Source organism: Streptomyces sp. NPDC088706, assembly GCF_044752765.1.
Lineage (GTDB): Bacteria > Actinomycetota > Actinomycetes > Streptomycetales > Streptomycetaceae > Streptomyces.
On sequence record NZ_JBIVLW010000001.1, the window covers coordinates 469,129 to 485,575 of the forward strand.

15 protein-coding genes are annotated in these 16,447 nt (G+C 72.7%); 8 read left to right on the forward strand and 7 right to left on the reverse strand.

Annotated elements, in window-relative coordinates; genetic code table 11:
• Positions 1-97 precede the first annotated feature (97 nt).
• On the reverse strand, positions 98-772 hold the full coding sequence (locus tag ACIQAK_RS02150; RefSeq protein WP_366388207.1) for a TetR/AcrR family transcriptional regulator: 675 nt from the start codon (positions 770-772) through the stop codon (positions 98-100).
• Between the two features lie 230 nt (positions 773-1,002).
• Positions 1,003-2,616, reverse strand: coding sequence for an MFS transporter (locus ACIQAK_RS02155; protein ID WP_366388206.1), 1,614 nt, complete (start codon positions 2,614-2,616; stop codon positions 1,003-1,005).
• 262 nt (positions 2,617-2,878) lie between these two features.
• Between ACIQAK_RS02155 and panB the strand changes: the two genes are divergently transcribed.
• The 3 genes from panB to ACIQAK_RS02170 all read left to right on the forward strand — a co-directional run bounded on the left by panB (position 2,879) and on the right by ACIQAK_RS02170 (position 5,796).
• Positions 2,879-3,760 carry a 3-methyl-2-oxobutanoate hydroxymethyltransferase gene (gene panB / locus ACIQAK_RS02160; protein ID WP_366388205.1) on the forward strand — a complete coding sequence of 294 codons (882 nt, stop codon included), beginning with the start codon at positions 2,879-2,881 and terminating at the stop codon, positions 3,758-3,760.
• A 153-nt stretch (positions 3,761-3,913) separates the two neighbouring features.
• Entirely contained in the window at positions 3,914-4,936 is a 1,023-nt protein-coding gene (locus tag ACIQAK_RS02165) for an ATP-binding cassette domain-containing protein (protein WP_366388204.1), read from the forward strand.
• Positions 4,933-5,796, forward strand: coding sequence for an ABC transporter permease (locus ACIQAK_RS02170; RefSeq protein WP_366388203.1), 864 nt, complete (start codon positions 4,933-4,935; stop codon positions 5,794-5,796). The genes ACIQAK_RS02165 and ACIQAK_RS02170 overlap by 4 nt, the downstream gene beginning before the upstream one ends.
• Positions 5,797-5,823: 27 nt before the next feature.
• On the opposite strand, the gene ACIQAK_RS02175 is transcribed toward ACIQAK_RS02170, so the two are convergent.
• Entirely contained in the window at positions 5,824-9,270 is a 3,447-nt protein-coding gene (locus tag ACIQAK_RS02175) for a BTAD domain-containing putative transcriptional regulator (protein WP_366388202.1), read from the reverse strand.
• 237 nt (positions 9,271-9,507) lie between these two features.
• Between ACIQAK_RS02175 and ACIQAK_RS02180 the strand changes: the two genes are divergently transcribed.
• On the forward strand, positions 9,508-10,314 hold the full coding sequence (locus ACIQAK_RS02180) for a site-2 protease family protein (RefSeq protein WP_366388201.1): 807 nt from the start codon (positions 9,508-9,510) through the stop codon (positions 10,312-10,314).
• A 22-nt stretch (positions 10,315-10,336) separates the two neighbouring features.
• Here the strand turns inward: ACIQAK_RS02180 and ACIQAK_RS02185 are convergent, their stop codons facing one another.
• Complete coding sequence (locus ACIQAK_RS02185) at positions 10,337-10,519, reverse strand: hypothetical protein (RefSeq protein ID WP_366388200.1); 183 nt, start codon at positions 10,517-10,519, stop codon at positions 10,337-10,339.
• A gap of 119 nt (positions 10,520-10,638) precedes the next feature.
• Entirely contained in the window at positions 10,639-11,349 is a 711-nt protein-coding gene (gene npdG, locus ACIQAK_RS02190) for an NADPH-dependent F420 reductase (protein WP_366388199.1), read from the reverse strand.
• A 151-nt stretch (positions 11,350-11,500) separates the two neighbouring features.
• On the opposite strand from npdG, the gene ACIQAK_RS02195 reads away from it, so the two are divergent.
• Together ACIQAK_RS02195 and ACIQAK_RS02200 are read left to right on the forward strand one after the other, a co-directional pair.
• A complete protein-coding gene (locus ACIQAK_RS02195; protein ID WP_366388198.1) occupies positions 11,501-12,103 on the forward strand; it encodes a hypothetical protein in 603 nt (200 codons plus the stop codon).
• Between the two features lie 140 nt (positions 12,104-12,243).
• Entirely contained in the window at positions 12,244-13,551 is a 1,308-nt protein-coding gene (locus ACIQAK_RS02200) for an MFS transporter (protein ID WP_366388197.1), read from the forward strand.
• A 104-nt stretch (positions 13,552-13,655) separates the two neighbouring features.
• Here ACIQAK_RS02200 and ACIQAK_RS02205 read toward each other — a convergent pair whose 3' ends face one another.
• Entirely contained in the window at positions 13,656-13,895 is a 240-nt protein-coding gene (locus tag ACIQAK_RS02205) for a hypothetical protein (protein WP_366388196.1), read from the reverse strand.
• Between the two features lie 59 nt (positions 13,896-13,954).
• Between ACIQAK_RS02205 and map the strand changes: the two genes are divergently transcribed.
• Together map and ACIQAK_RS02215 are read left to right on the forward strand one after the other, a co-directional pair.
• The gene (map, locus tag ACIQAK_RS02210; RefSeq protein ID WP_366388195.1) at positions 13,955-14,812 is read left to right on the forward strand and encodes a type I methionyl aminopeptidase; all 858 of its coding nucleotides are present in this window, start codon (positions 13,955-13,957) and stop codon (positions 14,810-14,812) included.
• A 228-nt stretch (positions 14,813-15,040) separates the two neighbouring features.
• Entirely contained in the window at positions 15,041-15,706 is a 666-nt protein-coding gene (locus ACIQAK_RS02215) for a biliverdin-producing heme oxygenase (protein ID WP_366388194.1), read from the forward strand.
• Between the two features lie 32 nt (positions 15,707-15,738).
• Here the strand turns inward: ACIQAK_RS02215 and ACIQAK_RS02220 are convergent, their stop codons facing one another.
• The gene (locus ACIQAK_RS02220; protein WP_366388193.1) at positions 15,739-16,410 is read right to left on the reverse strand and encodes a PhzF family phenazine biosynthesis protein; all 672 of its coding nucleotides are present in this window, start codon (positions 16,408-16,410) and stop codon (positions 15,739-15,741) included.
• Positions 16,411-16,447: the final 37 nt, after the last annotated feature.

The window sequence follows — 16,447 nt, forward strand, 5'->3', positions numbered from 1 at the left end:
TCAGCAGGACGGGCGGAGCGGGGCCGGAGGTTCCGGTCCTGGCCCCACTGGTGGGGGCTTGTGACAGAACGATCACACTCGCCCCGCTCCCGGTGCGTCAGGCGCGACCCGCCGCCGGGGCCAGCCCCTGGACCAGCGCCGCGATGATGCGGTCGGCCAGGTCGTCGGGGAGGGGGGCGTCGGGGCGGTGGACGGTACGGACGAGCATCGGGCCGACGAAGAGGTCGCCGATCAGTTCCACGTCGAGGTCGTCCCGGAGCTCGCCGGCCGCGACGGCCCGGCGTACCGCCGCCAGCATCGCCAGGCGGCGGGGGGCGATCACCGTGTCGGAGTACTCGTCCCACAGCCTCGGGTGGCTCTTCATCTGGGCGAAGATGTTGTGCAGCAGCACCGATGAGCGCTGGGCGAGACCCCGGGTGCGCAGGGACTCCAGCATGACGCGCAGGTCGGCGAGGCCGGCGGTGCCGGAGACGGGCGGGTCGTCGGGTTCCATGTCCCGTACGACGTCGACGAAGAGCTCCTCCTTGCCCGTCCACCGGCGGTAGATCGTGGCCTTGCCCACGCCCGCCGTGCGCGCGATGCGTTCGATGGAGAGCCCGGCCAGGGGTTCGCCCGCCTCCAGGAGGGCGATGACGGCGTCCAGGATGGCCCGTTCCGCCGCGGCGGAACGGGGGCGGCCGCGGCGGGGCTCCGGCTCCCGCGCCCCGTCGCCCCGCGCGGCTCGGCCGTCCGCCGCGCCGTACCGGTCCTGCTCGCCGTCCTGGTCCCGCACCTGGAGCCGCCTTTCGCCGTGCCGTCGTACGTCTACGCCCTTCGGCCCGATTCTCGCCGACCGGGGAGACCGCGGACGACGACCCCGGTGCCGGAGGTGCCGGAGCGGGGACGACGACCCCGGTGCCGGAGCGGGGACGACGGTTCGGGCACCGAGGGGGTGAGGATGACGAACCAGGCGCGACGAACCAGGCGCGAGGACGAGGGCCCGGTCCTTAGCGGCCCCGGTCCTCAGCGGCCCGCCGGCTCCTTCGCGGGTCGGGTGGCGGCCTCCTCCGTGGCCGCCGGGGTGCGCCCCGGCAGGTAACGGCCGACGACCACCGCGCCGATCAGCGCGACGGCCGCCGAGCCGAGCGCGGTCACGTGCATCGCGCTGATGAAGGCGTCGTGGGCGGCGGCGACCAGGGGCTTTCCGGCCACCGGGCCGAGCTTCCCGGCGACGCCGAGCGTGGCCTCGATGGACTCGCCGGCCATGTCCCTGGCCCCGGCCGGGACCGCTCCGAGGTGGCCCTCGATGTCACCCCGGTAGACGGTGGAGAGCACCGAGCCGAGGACCGCGATCCCGAGTGCGCCGCCGACCTGGCGGAAGGTGTTGTTGATGGCGGAACCGGAACCGGCCTTCTCCCGGGGCAGCGCCTGCATCACGGCCACGGTGACGGGCGGCATGATGTGGGCCATCCCGGTGCCCTGGACGAAGAAGACGAGACACATCACCCACACCGGCGTACCGGTGTCGAACAGGGCGAACGACGCGAGTCCGGCGGCGACCAGCAGCATGCCGACCGTGCAGACCGCGCGGGCCCCGAAGCGGTCCACGACCAGCCGGGCCCGGGGCGCGAAGATCATCTGGGCGGCGGCGAGCGGAACGATCAGCAGGCCCGATTCCAGGGCGCTGTAGCCGCGCACGCTCTGGAGGTAGAAGGCGGCGAAGAAGGTCACGCCCATGAGCGCGAAGAAGACCAGCGCTATGGCGGCGACGGCGGCGGAGAACGCGGGCTTCCGGAAGTACGTGATGTCGATCGCCGGGTGGCTGCTGCGCTTCTCGTGCCAGACGAATCCGGCCAGCACCAGCAGTCCGCCGGCGATGGCGAGCAGCACGGTGGCGTCGGTGAAGTCGGCGAGTTCGCCGCCCCGGATGATCCCGTACACCAGCAGGACCAGGCCGACGATGGAGAGCGCGACGCCCACGGGATCGACCTTGCCGGGCTCGGGATCGCGGGAGTCGGGGACCAGGACCGCCATGGCGATCAGGGCGAGCACGACCACGGGGACGTTCACCAGGAAGATCGAGCCCCACCAGAAGTGTTCCAGCAGCAGCCCGCCGGTGATCGGGCCGATGGCGATGCCGAGACCGACGCTGCCGGCCCAGATGCCGATGGCCTTGGGCTGCTCGTCGCGTTCGAAGACGTTCATCAGGACCGCGAGCGTGGCGGGCATCACGAAAGCGGCGCCGAAGCCCATCAGCGCGCGCCAGGTGATGAGTTCGCCGGGCGAGGCGGAGAGCGCGGCCAGGGCGGAGCCGATGCCGAAGACCAGGATGCCGAAGAGGAGGACCTTCTTGCGGCCGATACGGTCGCCGAGCAGCCCGGCGGTGAACAGGAGTCCGGCGAAGACGAGCGTGTAGGAGTTGATCGCCCACTCCAGCTCGCTCTGGGTGGCGCCGATGCCGGTGGGTGCGGGACTGGCGATCGTCTTGACCGCGACGTTCAGGATCGAGTTGTCCAGCACCACGATGAGCAGGCTGAACATGAGGACGGTGAGGATCCACCAGCGGCGGCGGTGGATCGCCTCGGGTACGCGGGGCTCGACGGCGGGCGCGGAGGCGGTGGGTGACGGTGGGGACATGGGTCGAGCCTAGCCCCGTTTCGATACGAGACCGTCTCGTATTGTTAAAGCTTTGCCCAACGGTCGCCGTCCGGACGGCGGATGCCGCCCGCTCCGTCCGGACGGCGGGTGCGGGCCCCTCCGTCCGGACGGCGGGTGCGGGCTCCTCCGTCCGGACGGCGGGTGCGGGCCCACTTCCCGTTTGCCGGGGCGGGATGCCACCATGGAAGAGATCCGGGGACGCCGTCAGGGCGCCTCGAGATGACGAAGGAGTTCACCAGCCATGTCTCTTCCGGCTGCACAGAATCCGTCCTCCCCCGCAGGTGCGTCCCCCGACAGCAGCAAGGCGCTGTACGGAGGGAAGTCCACCCGCCGCATCACGATCCACGACATCACCGCCGCCACCGAGCGCGGCGAGAAGTGGCCCATGCTCACCGCCTACGACGCGATGACGGCGTCCGTCTTCGACGAGGCCGGCATCCCGGTCATGCTCGTCGGCGACTCGATGGGCAACGTCCACCTGGGCTACGAGACCACCGTGCCGGTCACGATGGACGAGATCGCCATGCTCTCCGCCGCCGTCGTCCGGGGCACCAAGCGTGCCCTCATCGTGGCCGACCTGCCCTTCGGCTCGTACCAGGAGGGTCCCGTCCAGGCGCTGCGCAACGCGACCCGGCTGATCAAGGAGTCGGGCATCGGCGCGGTCAAGCTGGAGGGCGGCGAGCGGTCCCACGAACAGATCCGGCTGCTGGTCGAGGCCGGCATCCCGGTCATGGCCCACATCGGCCTGACCCCGCAGTCCGTCAACGCCATGGGCTACCGGGTGCAGGGCCGCGGCGACGAGGCCGCCCACCGGCTGCTGCGCGACGCCAAGGCGGTCCAGGACGCGGGCGCGTTCGCCGTGGTGCTGGAGCTCGTACCGGAGGAGCTGGCCGCCGAGGTCACCCGTACGCTGCACATCCCGACCGTCGGTATCGGCGCCGGAGCGGCGACCGACGCGCAGGTGCTGGTCTACACCGACATGGTCGGGCTGACCGGCGGCAAGGTGCCGCGCTTCACCAAGCAGTACGCGAACCTGCGCAAGGTGCTCGGTGACGCGGCGAAGGAGTTCGCCGAGGAGGTCGTGGGCGGTACGTTCCCCGCGCCGGAGCACACCTTCCACTGACCCGCCGGTCCATCCACGGAGTCTCGTACGGACCATTTCCCGCACCACCGACAGCCCGCCGACATCCCCCATCGGCGGGCTGTCGCGCGTCTGTCGGCCGGTGCCGGCCCGTATCGGCCGGCTGTCGGTGAGCTGTCGGTGGGCGCTGGTCCCATGGTGGACATGGAACGCATCGACATGAACCCCAGGAGCGGCGGAAACGCCGTCGAGGTACGGGGGCTGGTCAAGCACTACGGCGAGACGAAGGCACTGGACGGCGTGGACCTCGACGTCCGCCAAGGCACCGTCCTCGGCGTGCTCGGCCCCAACGGCGCCGGCAAGACCACTCTCGTACGCTGCCTCTCCACGCTGATCACCCCCGACGCCGGACACGCGGTCGTGGCGGGCTACGACGTGGTGAAGCAGCCGCGCCAGCTGCGCCGCAGGATCGGCCTGACCGGGCAGTACGCCTCGGTCGACGAGAAGCTCTCCGGCTGGGAGAACCTCTACATGATCGGGCGGCTGCTCGATCTGCCCCGCAAGCAGGCGCGGGCCCGGGCGGACGAACTGCTGGAGCGGTTCTCGCTCACCGAGGCCGCCAAGCGGGCCTGCATGGAGTACTCCGGCGGGATGCGGCGCCGGCTCGACCTGGCCGCCTCGATGATCGGCAGTCCGTCCGTGCTCTACCTGGACGAGCCGACGACCGGTCTCGACCCCCGGACCCGCAACGAGGTCTGGGACGAGGTGCAGCGGATGGTCGCGGAGGGCGCGACCGTCCTGCTGACCACCCAGTACATGGAGGAGGCCGAGCAGCTGGCCAAGGAGCTGACGGTCATCGACCAGGGGAAGATCATCGCCCGTGGCGGGGTCGAGGAGCTGAAGGCCAAGGTCGGCGGCCGCACCCTGCACATCCGGCCCTCGGACCGGGCGGAGCTGGCCGCGATGGCCCAGGCGATCCGGGAGGCCGGGCTCGACGGGGTCGCCGGGGCGCAGGCCGTCCCGGACGAGGGGCTGCTGTACGTGCCCATCCTCAGCGACCAGCAACTGACCGCCGTCATCGGGCTGCTGGGCGTGCGGGGCTTCTCCCTCGCCCATGTCGCAACCGCCCTGCCCAGCCTGGACGAGGTGTTCCTGGCGATCACCGGCGACAAGGCCACCCCCCTCACCGACCCGGCTCCCCAGGAGGTCGCCGCATGAGCAGCACCACCACCCTGTCCCCCGCACCCTCCGGATCCACGGGCCCCGCGCCGTCGCAGGCGGCGGTGGCCGAGGAGGGCCGGATCGGGCTGCGGGCCAACCTGCGCCACATCGGGGCCCTGGCCCGGCGCAACCTGCTCCAGATCAAGAAGGACCCGGAGTCGATGTTCGACGTCCTTCTGATGCCGGTCGTCTTCATCGTGCTCTTCGTGTACGTCTTCGGCGGCTCGGTCGGCGCCAGCCTCGGCGGGAGTCGGCACGACTATGTGAACTACCTGGTGCCCGGGCTGATGGCGATGATGGGCATGAACATCGCCATGGCCGTCGGCACCGGGGTCAACGACGACTTCCGCAAGGGGGTCATGGACCGGTTCCGGACGATGCCGATCGCCCGGTCCTCGGTGCTCATCGCCAAGATCGTGGTCGAGCTGGGCCGGCTGATGATCGCCACGCTCATCCTGCTCACCATGGGGTTCGCCCTGGGCATGGAGCTGAACGGCTCGGTGCTCGGGCTCCTCGGGGCGGTCGCGCTGGCCGCCACGTTCGGCGCCGCCATCATGTGGATCTTCATCCTGCTCGGACTGACCATGAAGACGGCCCAGGCCGTTCAGGGGACGGCGATGCTCGTGCTCATGCCGTTGCAGTTCGGTTCCTCGATCTTCGCACCGACCCAGACCATGCCGGGCTGGCTCCAGGCGTTCACCGACTACAACCCGCTCTCCAATCTCGCGGACGCGGCGCGCGCGCTGATGCAGGGCGAGCCGGTCGGCGACTCGGTCTGGTGGACGCTCGCCTGGGCCGCGGGGATCACGGTGGTGATGGCGCCGCTGGCGGTCGCCAAGTTCCGCAGGAAGGCCTGAGCCCGAGCCGGGCCCTCACTCCGGGCGTCATGCCGTCGGCGGGTTCCGCCGGTACGTCTCCGCCAGGGCGATGGCCTCCTCCAGGGTGAGGCCGCCGCCCTCGTCGTACGCCGTCGCGTACGCCTCGTCGCCGATCCGGACCCGTACGGCCTCCTCGGCCTCGGCGAGGGACCGGCGCTCCATGGCGGTCGGTACGTGCCCGGCGGGCAGGAGCGCCGCCTGGAGGCCGAGCAGCCGGGCGGCGGCTTCCGGAGCGCCGGTACCGTCGGGCGCGGTGCCGTCGAGGGCGGCGAGCGCGCGGGCGATGGTCATCAGCTGCATGGACGCCATCTGCGGGGCCATCATCCGGGAGAGCCGGTCCTGGGCGTGGCCCAGCGCCCTCAGCCCGGTGGCGAGCGCGTCGGCGTGATCGCCGACGAGGTTGTCCAGCCAGGCCAGCACCCCGAGGACGAACCCGTTGAAGACGCCGATCGTGCGGGAGCTGAACTCCTCGCGCAGCAGCTCCAGTTCCCGCCGCGCCTCGGCGACACGGCCCTGGCGCCCGTAAAGGAAGCCCAGGTGCAGCCGGGCGGTCGGCATCGCGTCATGGCCCGCGAACCGCCCGCCGTCGACGACATCGCGCAGGATGGCCTCGGCCTCGTCGAAACGGTCGAGTTCGGTGAGGACCCCGGCGTACCGGGCGCGCAACACCGCCACCTGGGCACGGGCGCCGAGCGCCTGCGCGTAGTCGATCGCGGCCAGATAGTCCTCGGCGGCGTCGGTGAACCGGCCGTGCCGCTCGTTCGCCTCGCCCCGGGAGGACAGTGACTCGGCGGCACCCCAGTCGTCACCGATCCGGGCGAAGATCTCCAGGCTCTCGTCGGCGTCGGCCAGCGCCTCCCCCGCCCAGTCGGGGCGGTTGGCCAGGATCTTGGCGCGGACCTCCAGGGCGGAGCCCAGCTCCCACTCGTAGCCGAACTCCCGGGCGCCCCGGACCGTCTCGTCCATCAGCTCACGCAGCTCGTCGGCCTCGCCGCCGAGCACCACCGCGAACATCCAGAGCGAGCCGGGAGTCCGGCAGGTCTGCGGCTGCCCGGCCCGGTAGGTACGGGCGATGATGCCCATCCGCTCCTGGCCCTCCGGGCTCAGCCACTCGTCCATCGCGTGGTCCATGCTGACCATCTGGACCAGCCCCACCCCACGCCGCGCCTCCGCCACCTGCTCCGGCTCCCAGGGCGGCGGCCGGTCGGTGGTCCGCTCCAGCAGCGAGGGGGCCCGGACGCCAGGCGGGGCGAACGGGTCGGGGCCGAGTGCGGCCACCGCCCCGGCCCACTGACGGGCGTCCGCGTTCAGATCGCGCATCATCCAGTACCAGGCCATCGACAGGACGATGCAGAGCCCCTCCTGCTCCTCCCCGGCGGCCACGGCGTGGCGGAGCGCGGTGCGCAGGTTGTCGTACTCGCGGCGGAAGCTCTCGATGGCCTCCCGCTGTCCGGCGCCGCGCAGCTTCGGTCCGGTGGTGCGGGCGAACTCCCGGTAGTGGACCAGGTGGCGCCGCTCGACGGCGTCCCGCTCGCCCGCCTCCGCCAGCCGCTCGGCCGCGTACTCGCCGACGGTCTCCAGCAGCCGGTACCGCATCTCCGCGTCCTCACCGGGTGCGGCGACGACGAGGGACTTGTCGACCAGCGAGCCGAGCAGGTGCGCGACGTCGAGGGAGTCGACGGCGACACCGTCGCCCGGGGCGGGCAGGGCGCAGACCTCCTCGGCGGCGGCGAGTGAGCAGCCGCCCGCGAAGACCGCCAGGCGGCGCAGGACGGCCCGTTCGGCCCCGTCCAGCAGCTCCCAGGACCAGTCGACGACCGCGCGCAGCGTCTGCTGGCGGGGCAGCACGGTCCGGCTGCCGTTGGTGAGCAGGCGGAAACGGTCGTCCAGCCGGTCGGCGATCTGCCGTGGGGTGAGCATCCGCAACCGGGCGGCGGCCAGTTCGATGGCGAGCGGCAGCCCGTCGAGCCGGCGGCAGATCTCGGCGCAGGCGGCCGCGGTCTCCTCGTCGGTGTCGGTGCGGAACCCGGGCCGGGCGGCGGACCCGCGCTCGGCGAGCAGCCGCAGCGCCATCGGGTCGGGCAGCGGTTCGACGGGGCGGACGAACTCGCCCGGTACGCCGAGGGGTTCGCGGCTGGTCGCCAGGACGGTGAGCTGCGGGCAGTGGGTGAGGAGGTGGTCGGTCAGGGCCGCCGCCGCCTCGACGACATGCTCGCAGTTGTCCAGCAGGAGGAGCATGCGGCGCCGGGAGCAGTACTCGGTGAGCCGTACGAGGGGGTCACCCGTGCCGTGTTCGGACAGGGCCCGCAGCTCCTCGGCGCCTGCCCCGCGCAGCACGGTGTCCCGGGCGCCGAGCGCGCTCAGGACGGCCTCGGGCACGGCGTCCGGGTCGTCCAGGGGGGCCAGCTCCGCCAGCCAGACCCCGTCGGGCCAGTCTCCGGCGACGGCCTCCGCGGTCTCCTGCGACAGCCGCGTCTTGCCCGCGCCGCCGGGGCCGAGGAGGGTGACGAGCCGGGTGCGGGTGAGGTCCTCACGCAGGGCGGCGATGTCGCCGTCACGGCCGACGAAGCTGGTGAGCCGGGCGCGGAGGTTGCCGGGCGCGGGCGGGTGCGGCTTCCGGGCGGCGGGCGGCTCGCCGGGGGCGGGGGCCGCTACGGAGGTCTCCTCGGGTTCACGGGCCGCTACGGAGGTCTCCTCGGGGGCGGGCGGCTTCAGGGCCTCCGGCGTGGCCGGTTCCTGGTGGAGGAGCTCGCCGTACAGGCCGCGCAGCTCCGGTCCGGGGTCGGTGCCGAGGCGTTCGGTGAGTACGGTGCGGACCTCGTCGTACGCCGCCAGGGCCTCGGCGGTGCGTCCGGCGTCCCGCAGGGCCCTGATGCGCAGGGCCTGGAGCGGCTCGTCGAGCGGGTGGGCGGCGCAGAGCGCGGCCAGCTCCCACAGGGCCTCGTCCGCCCGCCCCAGGACACGCAGCGCGTCCAGCCGGGTCCGCCGGGCGCCGAGCCTGCGGGACTCCGGACGGGAGGCGTGCGCCGTGCGGTCGGGGAGGTCGTCGAGCGGGGGGCCGCCCCACAGCGCGAGGGCCTCGTCGAGGGCGATGACGGCCTTCTCCGCGTCGCCCTGCTCCAGGGCCCGGCTCCCCTCCCCCGCCAGGCGCTCGAAGCGGTGCAGGTCCACGGCGTCCGGCTCGGCGGCGAGCCGGTAGCCGCCCTCCACCGACTCGACGGCGCCGCGGCCCAGTGCCCGCCGCAACCGCCCGACCAGCGCCTGGAGCGCACCGGCCGCGTCGGCGGGCGGGTCGCCGCCCCACACCTCGTCCACGAGGACCCCGGCCGGGACGGTCCGGCCGGGGTGCAGGGCGAGGACGGTGAGCAGGGCGCGCAGCCGCGCCCCGCCGAGGGGGACGGCCGTACCGTCGTCGCGGAGTGCCCGGGTGGTACCGAGGATGCAGTAGCGCACGGGCCCATTGTCCGTGACGGGAGGCCCCACGGCGTCGACAGGGTGGAACTCCGGCCCGGGTCGCCGTCGTTGCCGCTCGTGGAACTCCCGCCCGGTCGTTGTCGTTGCCGCTCGTGGAACTCCCGCCCGGTCGCCGTCGTTGCCGCTCGTGGAACTCCCGCCCGGGTCGTCGTCGTTGCCGCTGTGGGGGCGTACCCGCTACCGTCGCCGTTCCCCAGCGCCAGGAGTTGTGTGCCGATGACCACCGCAGTCACCCGCGGGGACCGGAGAGTCAGCCCGGTCTTCCTCGGGATCGCCGCCGTCACCGCAGTGGCGGGCTGGGCCGTGTGGACCGGCTTCGCCGACACCACCGGCTTCGCGGTCTTCCTCTTCGTCACCGGGGCCTGGATCGTCTCGCTCTGTCTGCACGAGTACGCCCACGCCCGCACCGCGCTGCACAGCGGGGACCTCTCGGTGGGGGCGAAGGGCTATCTGACGCTCAACCCGCTGAAGTACACGCACGCACTGCTCAGCGTCGTGCTGCCGGTCCTCTTCGTGGTGATGGGCGGGATCGGTCTGCCCGGGGGCGCGGTCTACATCGAGCGGGCCCGGATCCACGGCCGGTGGAAGCACAGCCTGATCTCGGCGGCGGGCCCGCTGACGAACGTGGCGTTCGCGCTCGTGTGCACGGCCCCGTTCTGGCTGGGCGCGCTCGACGGGGTGCCGCTCGCCTTCCGGTACGCGCTGGCGTTCCTGGCGATGCTCCAGGTGACGGCGGCGATCCTGAACTCCCTGCCCATCCCGGGGCTGGACGGCTACGGGGTGATCGAGCCCTGGCTCTCGTACCGGATCCGCCGTCAGGTGGAGCCGATCGCCCCGTTCGGGCTCATCGCGGTGTTCGGCGTCCTGTGGATCCCCGGGGTGAACATCGCGTTCTTCGACGGGATCGACGCGCTGCTGGGGGTGCTGGGCGTCGACGACACCCAGCGGTACTGCGGCTACGACCTCTACCGCTTCTGGCGGGCGCTCTTCGACGAGCGGAACCCGGCGTGCGCGGTGGGGTGAACCCCCGGAGGCCGACCGGGTCTCAGCCGGCGTCGGCGGACGCCTCCATGCGGTGCTTGCGCACGGAGAACCACACCATGTTCGACGACAGCCCCGCGATCAGCACCCAGATGATCCCGAGCAGGCTGCCCTGGACGAAGGAGACCACGGCCGCCACCACGGCGAGGACGCAGACGACGAGGGCGTAGAGAGCGAGGCGGGGCATGGGGGGGCGGCTCCTGTCGGAGAACGGTCGCGGTCCCCTCCAGTGTCCCCCATGCCCCGTTGTGCCCCGCCTCGGGCCCGGTCGGCGGGTCCGGGCCCGAGGCGGGCAGGCGGGACCGGTCAGACGTCGGTGGTGCGCAGTCCGGCGTGGGCCTTGTAGCGGCGGTTGACCGAGATCAGGTTCGCCACCAGCGACTCGACCTGGTGGGCGCCCCGCAGCCGGCCCGCGAAGATGCCGCGCATCCCCGGGATACGGCCGGCCAGCGCCTGCACGATGTCCGTGTCGGCCCGCGCCTCGCCCAGGACCAGGACATCGGTGTCGATCTCCTCGATGGACTCGTCCTGGAGCAGCACCGCCGAGAGGTGGTGGAAGGCGGCGGTGACCCGGGAGTCCGGCAGCAGGGCGGCGGCCTGCTCGGCGGCGCTGCCCTCCTCGGGCTTGAGGGCGTAGGCGCCCTTCTTGTCGAAGCCGAGCGGGTTGACGCAGTCGATGACGAGCTTGCCCGCGAGCTCCTCGCGCAGGGACTCCAGGGTCTTGGCGTGCCCGTCCCACGGCACGGCGACGATCACGATGTCGCTGCGTCGGGCGCACTCCGCGTTGTCCGTGCCCTCGACACCGTGACCGAGCTCGGCCGCCGCGTCGGCGGCCCGTCCGGCGTCGCGGGAGCCGAGGGTGACCCGCTGCCCGGCGCGGGCGAGCCGGTAGGCGAGGCCGCGCCCCTGCGGGCCGGTCCCGCCCAGTACGCCGACGCTCAGGCCGGAGACGTCGGGGAGGTCCCAGGGGTCCTTGGCGGGGGGCTTGGGCGCGCTGCCGCTGTCCTGTGTAGTCATGGGCCGACCCTACTGCCAGGTAGGACCCGCGATCCCGCCTGGAGGTCCCGCGATCCGCTGCCGCCGTGACGCCACCGTACGGTCGCCCGTTCGGGTGAGCGGGAGCCCGAGGAGCGACGCCGGGCGGGGTACGGGGGCAGGATGCCGGGCCATGGATGCCGTACGTGTCGCCCTGCTCCGTGACGTCCTGGCCGGGACCCCGTGGCCGGCCTCCGCCCGCCGGTTCGCGCTGGCGCTGCGCTCGTCCCTCGTACCGCGGGGCGGCCGGCTCCTGCTGGTGGGGACCGAGGCGTTCGAGCCGTGGCATCTGGCGGCCCACCTGGCCGACGAGTCGACCTGGTCCGGGCTGCCGGAGCTGACGCCCACGCTGGTACGGCACCGGGTGGCGCCCGGCGATCCGGCGCACCTGGCGGTCGGGCTCGGCCGGATCGAGGCGGCGGGGCGGGGCGAGACCGTGCTGCTGGTCGCGCCGGAGCGACCGGACCGCGGGCTGCTGGAGCGGGTGTACGACGCCCGGCGGGCCGGGGCGCGGGTGCTGGCCCTGGACGGCGGTGACCGGGAGGTCGCGGGGCTCGCCCACGAGTCGCTGGTGGTGGCGGGGGACGACAAGGTGGACCTGGACATCGTGCAGCACCTGGTGAGCGCGGCGGCCGGGGAGAACAGCAGGCCGGTGGCGCGCGGCGGCCCCGCCTTCCGGGACCGGCTCTCCCGCCTCGCCGACCGGCTGACGGAGCCACCGCCGGGGCGGTGGTGAGGGAATGGCGGGGGCAGAGGCGGTGGTGAGGGAATGGCGGGGGCAGAGGCGGTGGTGAGGGAATGGCAGGGGCAGAGGGGCGGGCGCACGGGAGAAATCGGGTTGCCCGATGGGCCGCGTAGTACCGAGCATGGCCCTTCGTGACCGAAGCTCCCCCTGCCTCCCCGCCCCCGCCTCCCCCGTCCCGGCTCCGCGCCCTGCTGCCGGACCTCGCGCCGTGGCACTCCTCGCCCGACTTCCGGCTGCTGTGGATCCAAGGGCTGATCACGTACTTCGGCAGCTTCATGGCGCTCATCGCGCTGCCCCTCCAGATCAAGCACCTCACCGGCTCGCCGCTCGCGGTCGGGGCGATGGGGGCGGTGGAGCTGGTGCCGCTGGTGGTCTTCGGGCTGTACGGCGGGGCGCTCGCCGACGCCGTGGACCGGCGCCGGGTCATCCTGTTCACCGAGGCGGGGCTCGGTGTGCTCGCCGCGATCCTGCTGGTGAACGCGCTGCTCCCGCAGCCGCTGCTGTGGCCGCTGTACGTGGTGGCCGGCGGGGTCGCCGCCCTGGCCGGGCTCCAGCGGCCCGCGCTGGACTCCCTGATGGCCCGGATCGTGCCGCACGAGCACCAGACGGCGGCGGCCGCGCTGAACTCGCTGCGCTGGCAGATCGGGGCGATCGCGGGCCCGGCGCTGGCCGGTCTGGTGGTGGCGTACGCCGGTCATGGCACGGCCTACGCGGTGACGGTGTGCACGTTCGCGCTCTCCGTGGTGCTCTGTCTGCGCCTGGCCCCGGCGCCGCCCGCCCGCGACGCGCGGAAGCCGTCGCTGCGCGGGATCGTGGAGGGGGCCCGGTACGCCTGGAGCCGGCCGGTGCTGCTGGGGACGTACGCGATCGACCTGGCGGCGATGTTCTTCGCCTTCCCGAACACCATCTTCCCGTTCCTGGCGGACGAGCTGGACGCGGAGTGGTCGCTGGGGCTGATGTACGCGGCGGGCTCGGTGGGCTCGCTGGTGCTGGGGCTGACCAGCGGCTGGACGTCCCGGGTGCGGGGGCACGGGCTGTTCGTGGTGTTCGGGGCGGCGCTCTGGGGGCTGGCGATCGCGGCTGCGGGCTGGTTCTCCAGCGTGTGGGTGGTGCTGGTCTGCCTGGGTGTGGCCGGGGCGGGCGACATGCTGAGCGGGCTGGGGCGCTCGACCATCTGGAACCAGACGATCCCGGAGGAGCTGCGGGGGCGGCTGGCGGGCATCGAGGTGCTCTCGTACAGCGTGGGACCGCAGCTGGGGCAGGTCCGGGCCGGTGCGATGGCGGGCTGGACGGGGACCCGGTCGGCGATCTGGACGGGCGGGGTGGCGTGCGTGGCGTCGGTGGTGCTGCTGACGGCCGCGCTGCCGAAGCTGGTGCGGTACGACTCGGAGACGGATGAGGACGCGGTGCGCAGGCGGGAGGCCCGGGTCGAGGGGTGACCCGGGGCTCCGCCCCGTACTCCGCTCCTCAAGCGCCGGAGGGGCTGAAAGGCCGTCCTCGATCGCCGGCGAACGGGCCGGACAGGCCCCCGGACGGGCTCAGGTCAGTCTCCGGACGGGCGGGAGCGGTCGCCCTGGTCCTCGTCGTGCCACTTCGGGTCCGTCTCCCACTCCAGGTTCCGGTCGCGGGCCGTGTCCATCGCGTGCTGGGCCGCCTCACGGGAGGTGTAGGGGCCGAACCGGTTCTGGGCGGGGCACGCCGGGCCCTCCTCGACCTGTCTGTGCTCCAGGCAGTAGTACCACTCACCCGGCTTGCCGACCGTGCGCTTCTTGAACAGGGCCATCGACTGCTCCTTTCCTCATCGCCATGGTGCCCCCGACGTCCCTGGTTAGACTCGCTGGCATGTCTGGCCAGTCGCTTCTCGTACCAGGGGAGATCACTCCCGTCCGTTCCGTACCCGGAAACATCCGGCGCCCCGAGTACGTGGGGAAGCCGGCTCCGAAGCCGTACACCGGCCCGGAGATCCAGGACGCCGACACCGTGGAGCGGATGCGGATCGCGGGCCGCATCGCCGCCCAGGCGATGGAGGAGGCCGCCAAGCACATCGCCCCGGGCGTCACCACGGACGAGCTCGACCGGGTCGCGCACGAGTTCATGGTCGACCACGGCGCGTACCCCTCCACGCTCGGCTACCGGGGCTTTCCGAAGTCGCTGTGCAGCTCGCTCAACGAGGTCATCTGCCACGGCATCCCCGACTCCACCGTGCTGCGCGACGGGGACATCGTGAACCTCGACGTCACCGCGTACATCAACGGGGTGCACGGCGACAACAACGCCACCTACCTCTGCGGTGACGTGGACGAGGAGTCCCGGCTGCTCGTCGAACGCACCCGGGAGTCGCTGAACCGGGCCATCAAGGCGGTCAGGCCGGGGCGGCAGATCAACGTCATCGGCCGGGTCATCGAGTCGTACGCGAAGCGGTTCGGGTACGGGGTCGTGCGTGACTTCACCGGGCACGGGATCAACTCCTCGTTCCACTCCGGCCTGATCATCCCGCACTACGACAGCCCGCACGCGACCACCGTCATGCAGCCGGGCATGACGTTCACCATCGAGCCGATGCTGACCCTGGGCACCCACGCGTACGACATGTGGGAGGACGGCTGGACCGTGGTGACGAAGGACCGCAGGCGGACCGCGCAGTTCGAGCACACCCTGGTCGTCACGGAGACCGGGGCGGAGATCCTCACCCTTCCGTGAGCCCTGAAATCCTTTCCGTCATCACCCCGAAGTGTCCGTTTCCTCCCACCCCGGGCGCTCAGGGCGTATTTTTTTACCGACAAGCAGTCGGGAACCAGTTGACTTAGGTAAGCCTAAGTAGGAGTATGCGGCGTACCGGCCCGCGCCGCCGCACCCCTGCGGCGACCGCCTGCCGACAGCTCCGTCTGTTCTGGACTTCCCGTCCCCCTCGGTCCCCGGAGGCCCGCCTTGGACGCAACCGCCACCGTCACTCCCTTCTCGACGCTGATCCGCACCGCGTCGCACGAACAGCACACCGAGGCCGAGACCTCGACCTTCATGGGTGACCTGCTCGGCGGGCGGCTGGGCGTCGACGCGTACACGCGCTACACCGAGCAGCTGTGGTTCGTCTACCGGGCGCTGGAGGGGGGCGCGGAAGCCCTGCGGAACGACCCGGTGGCGGGCCCCTTCATACAGCCCGAGCTGATGCGCTCCGCCGAGCTCGAGCGTGACCTGGCGCACCTGCGCGGGGAGAACTGGCGCGAGGGTCTTGAGCCGCTGCCCGCCACCGCCGCATACGCCGCCCGGGTCACCGAGTGCGCGCGCACCTGGCCCGCCGGATACATCGCGCACCACTACACCCGCTACCTCGGCGACCTCTCGGGCGGCCAGATCATCCGCGACAAGGCGGAGAAGACCTGGGGCTTCGAGCGCAAGGGCGACGGCGTGCGGTTCTACGTCTTCGAGGAGATCGGCAACCCCGCCGCCTTCAAGCGGGGTTACCGCGAACTGCTGGACGCGGTGAACGTGGACGACCTGGAGAAGCAGCGGATCATCGAGGAGTGCAAGCGGGCCTTCGCACTGAACACCGCGGTTTTCCGGGAGCTGGGCGGGGTCTTCCCGCTCAGCGCGTAGCCGATGCCGTACGACGTGCGGCCGTCCGGAGTTCAGCCCCGGGCGGCCATCAGGACGCGGCCCCCCACCTCCACCGTGCCGTCCGGCGCGGGTGCGGTGAGGATCTGGGAGCCGCGTCCTTGTGTGATGTTCAGGGCCCGGCCGAGCCGCGCGCTCAGCGCCATCGCCGCCGCGCCCGTCGCCTCGTCCTCCACGATGCCCTCACCCCGCCGCGGGAAGGCCCGCGCGCGTACCCGGCCGGCGGCCTCGTCCTCCCAGGCCCAGGCGTAGAGCCCGCCCTCTCCGGGCGGTGGTCCCGGCAGCGCCTCCACCTCGTCGGCCCTCGCGTACTGCTGGAGGGTGCCCGGCGGGGCCCATTCGGGACGTGCGGTGATCCAGGTGAACTCCCCGTCCTGGCGGGCGAACACGTCCCCGACGGCCAGTTCCAGGATCTCCAGGTCCAGCAGCCAGGCGGCGCCGACCAGCGGGTGCCCGGCGAACGGCAGCCGCGCCCCGGGGGCGTGGATGTCCACCCGGCCGCGCTCCGGGTCGTCGACGAACACGGTCTCGCCGAAGCCCAGTTGCCTGGCCAGCCGCTGCCGGGAGGCCTCGTCGGGGTGGCCGCTCCCGTCGCGTACGACGCCGAGGGCGTTGCCGTGGCGTCCGTCGGGGCCGCAGAAGACCCTCAGGACGTCGATGCCTCGGGGTAGGTCGTAGTGGTTCACGTGCGCATTGAAGCATCATGGGGGAACGGCCGGAGGG

Coding starts and splice junctions, on each gene's coding strand:
- ACIQAK_RS02155 (WP_366388206.1), bottom strand. CDS start 2,616: ATGTCCCCACCGTCACCCACCGCCTCCGCGCCCGCCGTCGAGCCCCGC.
- panB (WP_366388205.1), top strand. CDS start 2,879: ATGTCTCTTCCGGCTGCACAGAATCCGTCCTCCCCCGCAGGTGCGTCC.
- ACIQAK_RS02205 (WP_366388196.1), bottom strand. CDS start 13,895: ATGGCCCTGTTCAAGAAGCGCACGGTCGGCAAGCCGGGTGAGTGGTAC.
- ACIQAK_RS02195 (WP_366388198.1), top strand. CDS start 11,501: ATGGATGCCGTACGTGTCGCCCTGCTCCGTGACGTCCTGGCCGGGACC.
- ACIQAK_RS02180 (WP_366388201.1), top strand. CDS start 9,508: ATGACCACCGCAGTCACCCGCGGGGACCGGAGAGTCAGCCCGGTCTTC.
- ACIQAK_RS02185 (WP_366388200.1), bottom strand. CDS start 10,519: ATGCCCCGCCTCGCTCTCTACGCCCTCGTCGTCTGCGTCCTCGCCGTG.
- npdG (WP_366388199.1), bottom strand. CDS start 11,349: ATGACTACACAGGACAGCGGCAGCGCGCCCAAGCCCCCCGCCAAGGAC.
- map (WP_366388195.1), top strand. CDS start 13,955: ATGTCTGGCCAGTCGCTTCTCGTACCAGGGGAGATCACTCCCGTCCGT.
- ACIQAK_RS02165 (WP_366388204.1), top strand. CDS start 3,914: ATGGTGGACATGGAACGCATCGACATGAACCCCAGGAGCGGCGGAAAC.
- ACIQAK_RS02170 (WP_366388203.1), top strand. CDS start 4,933: ATGAGCAGCACCACCACCCTGTCCCCCGCACCCTCCGGATCCACGGGC.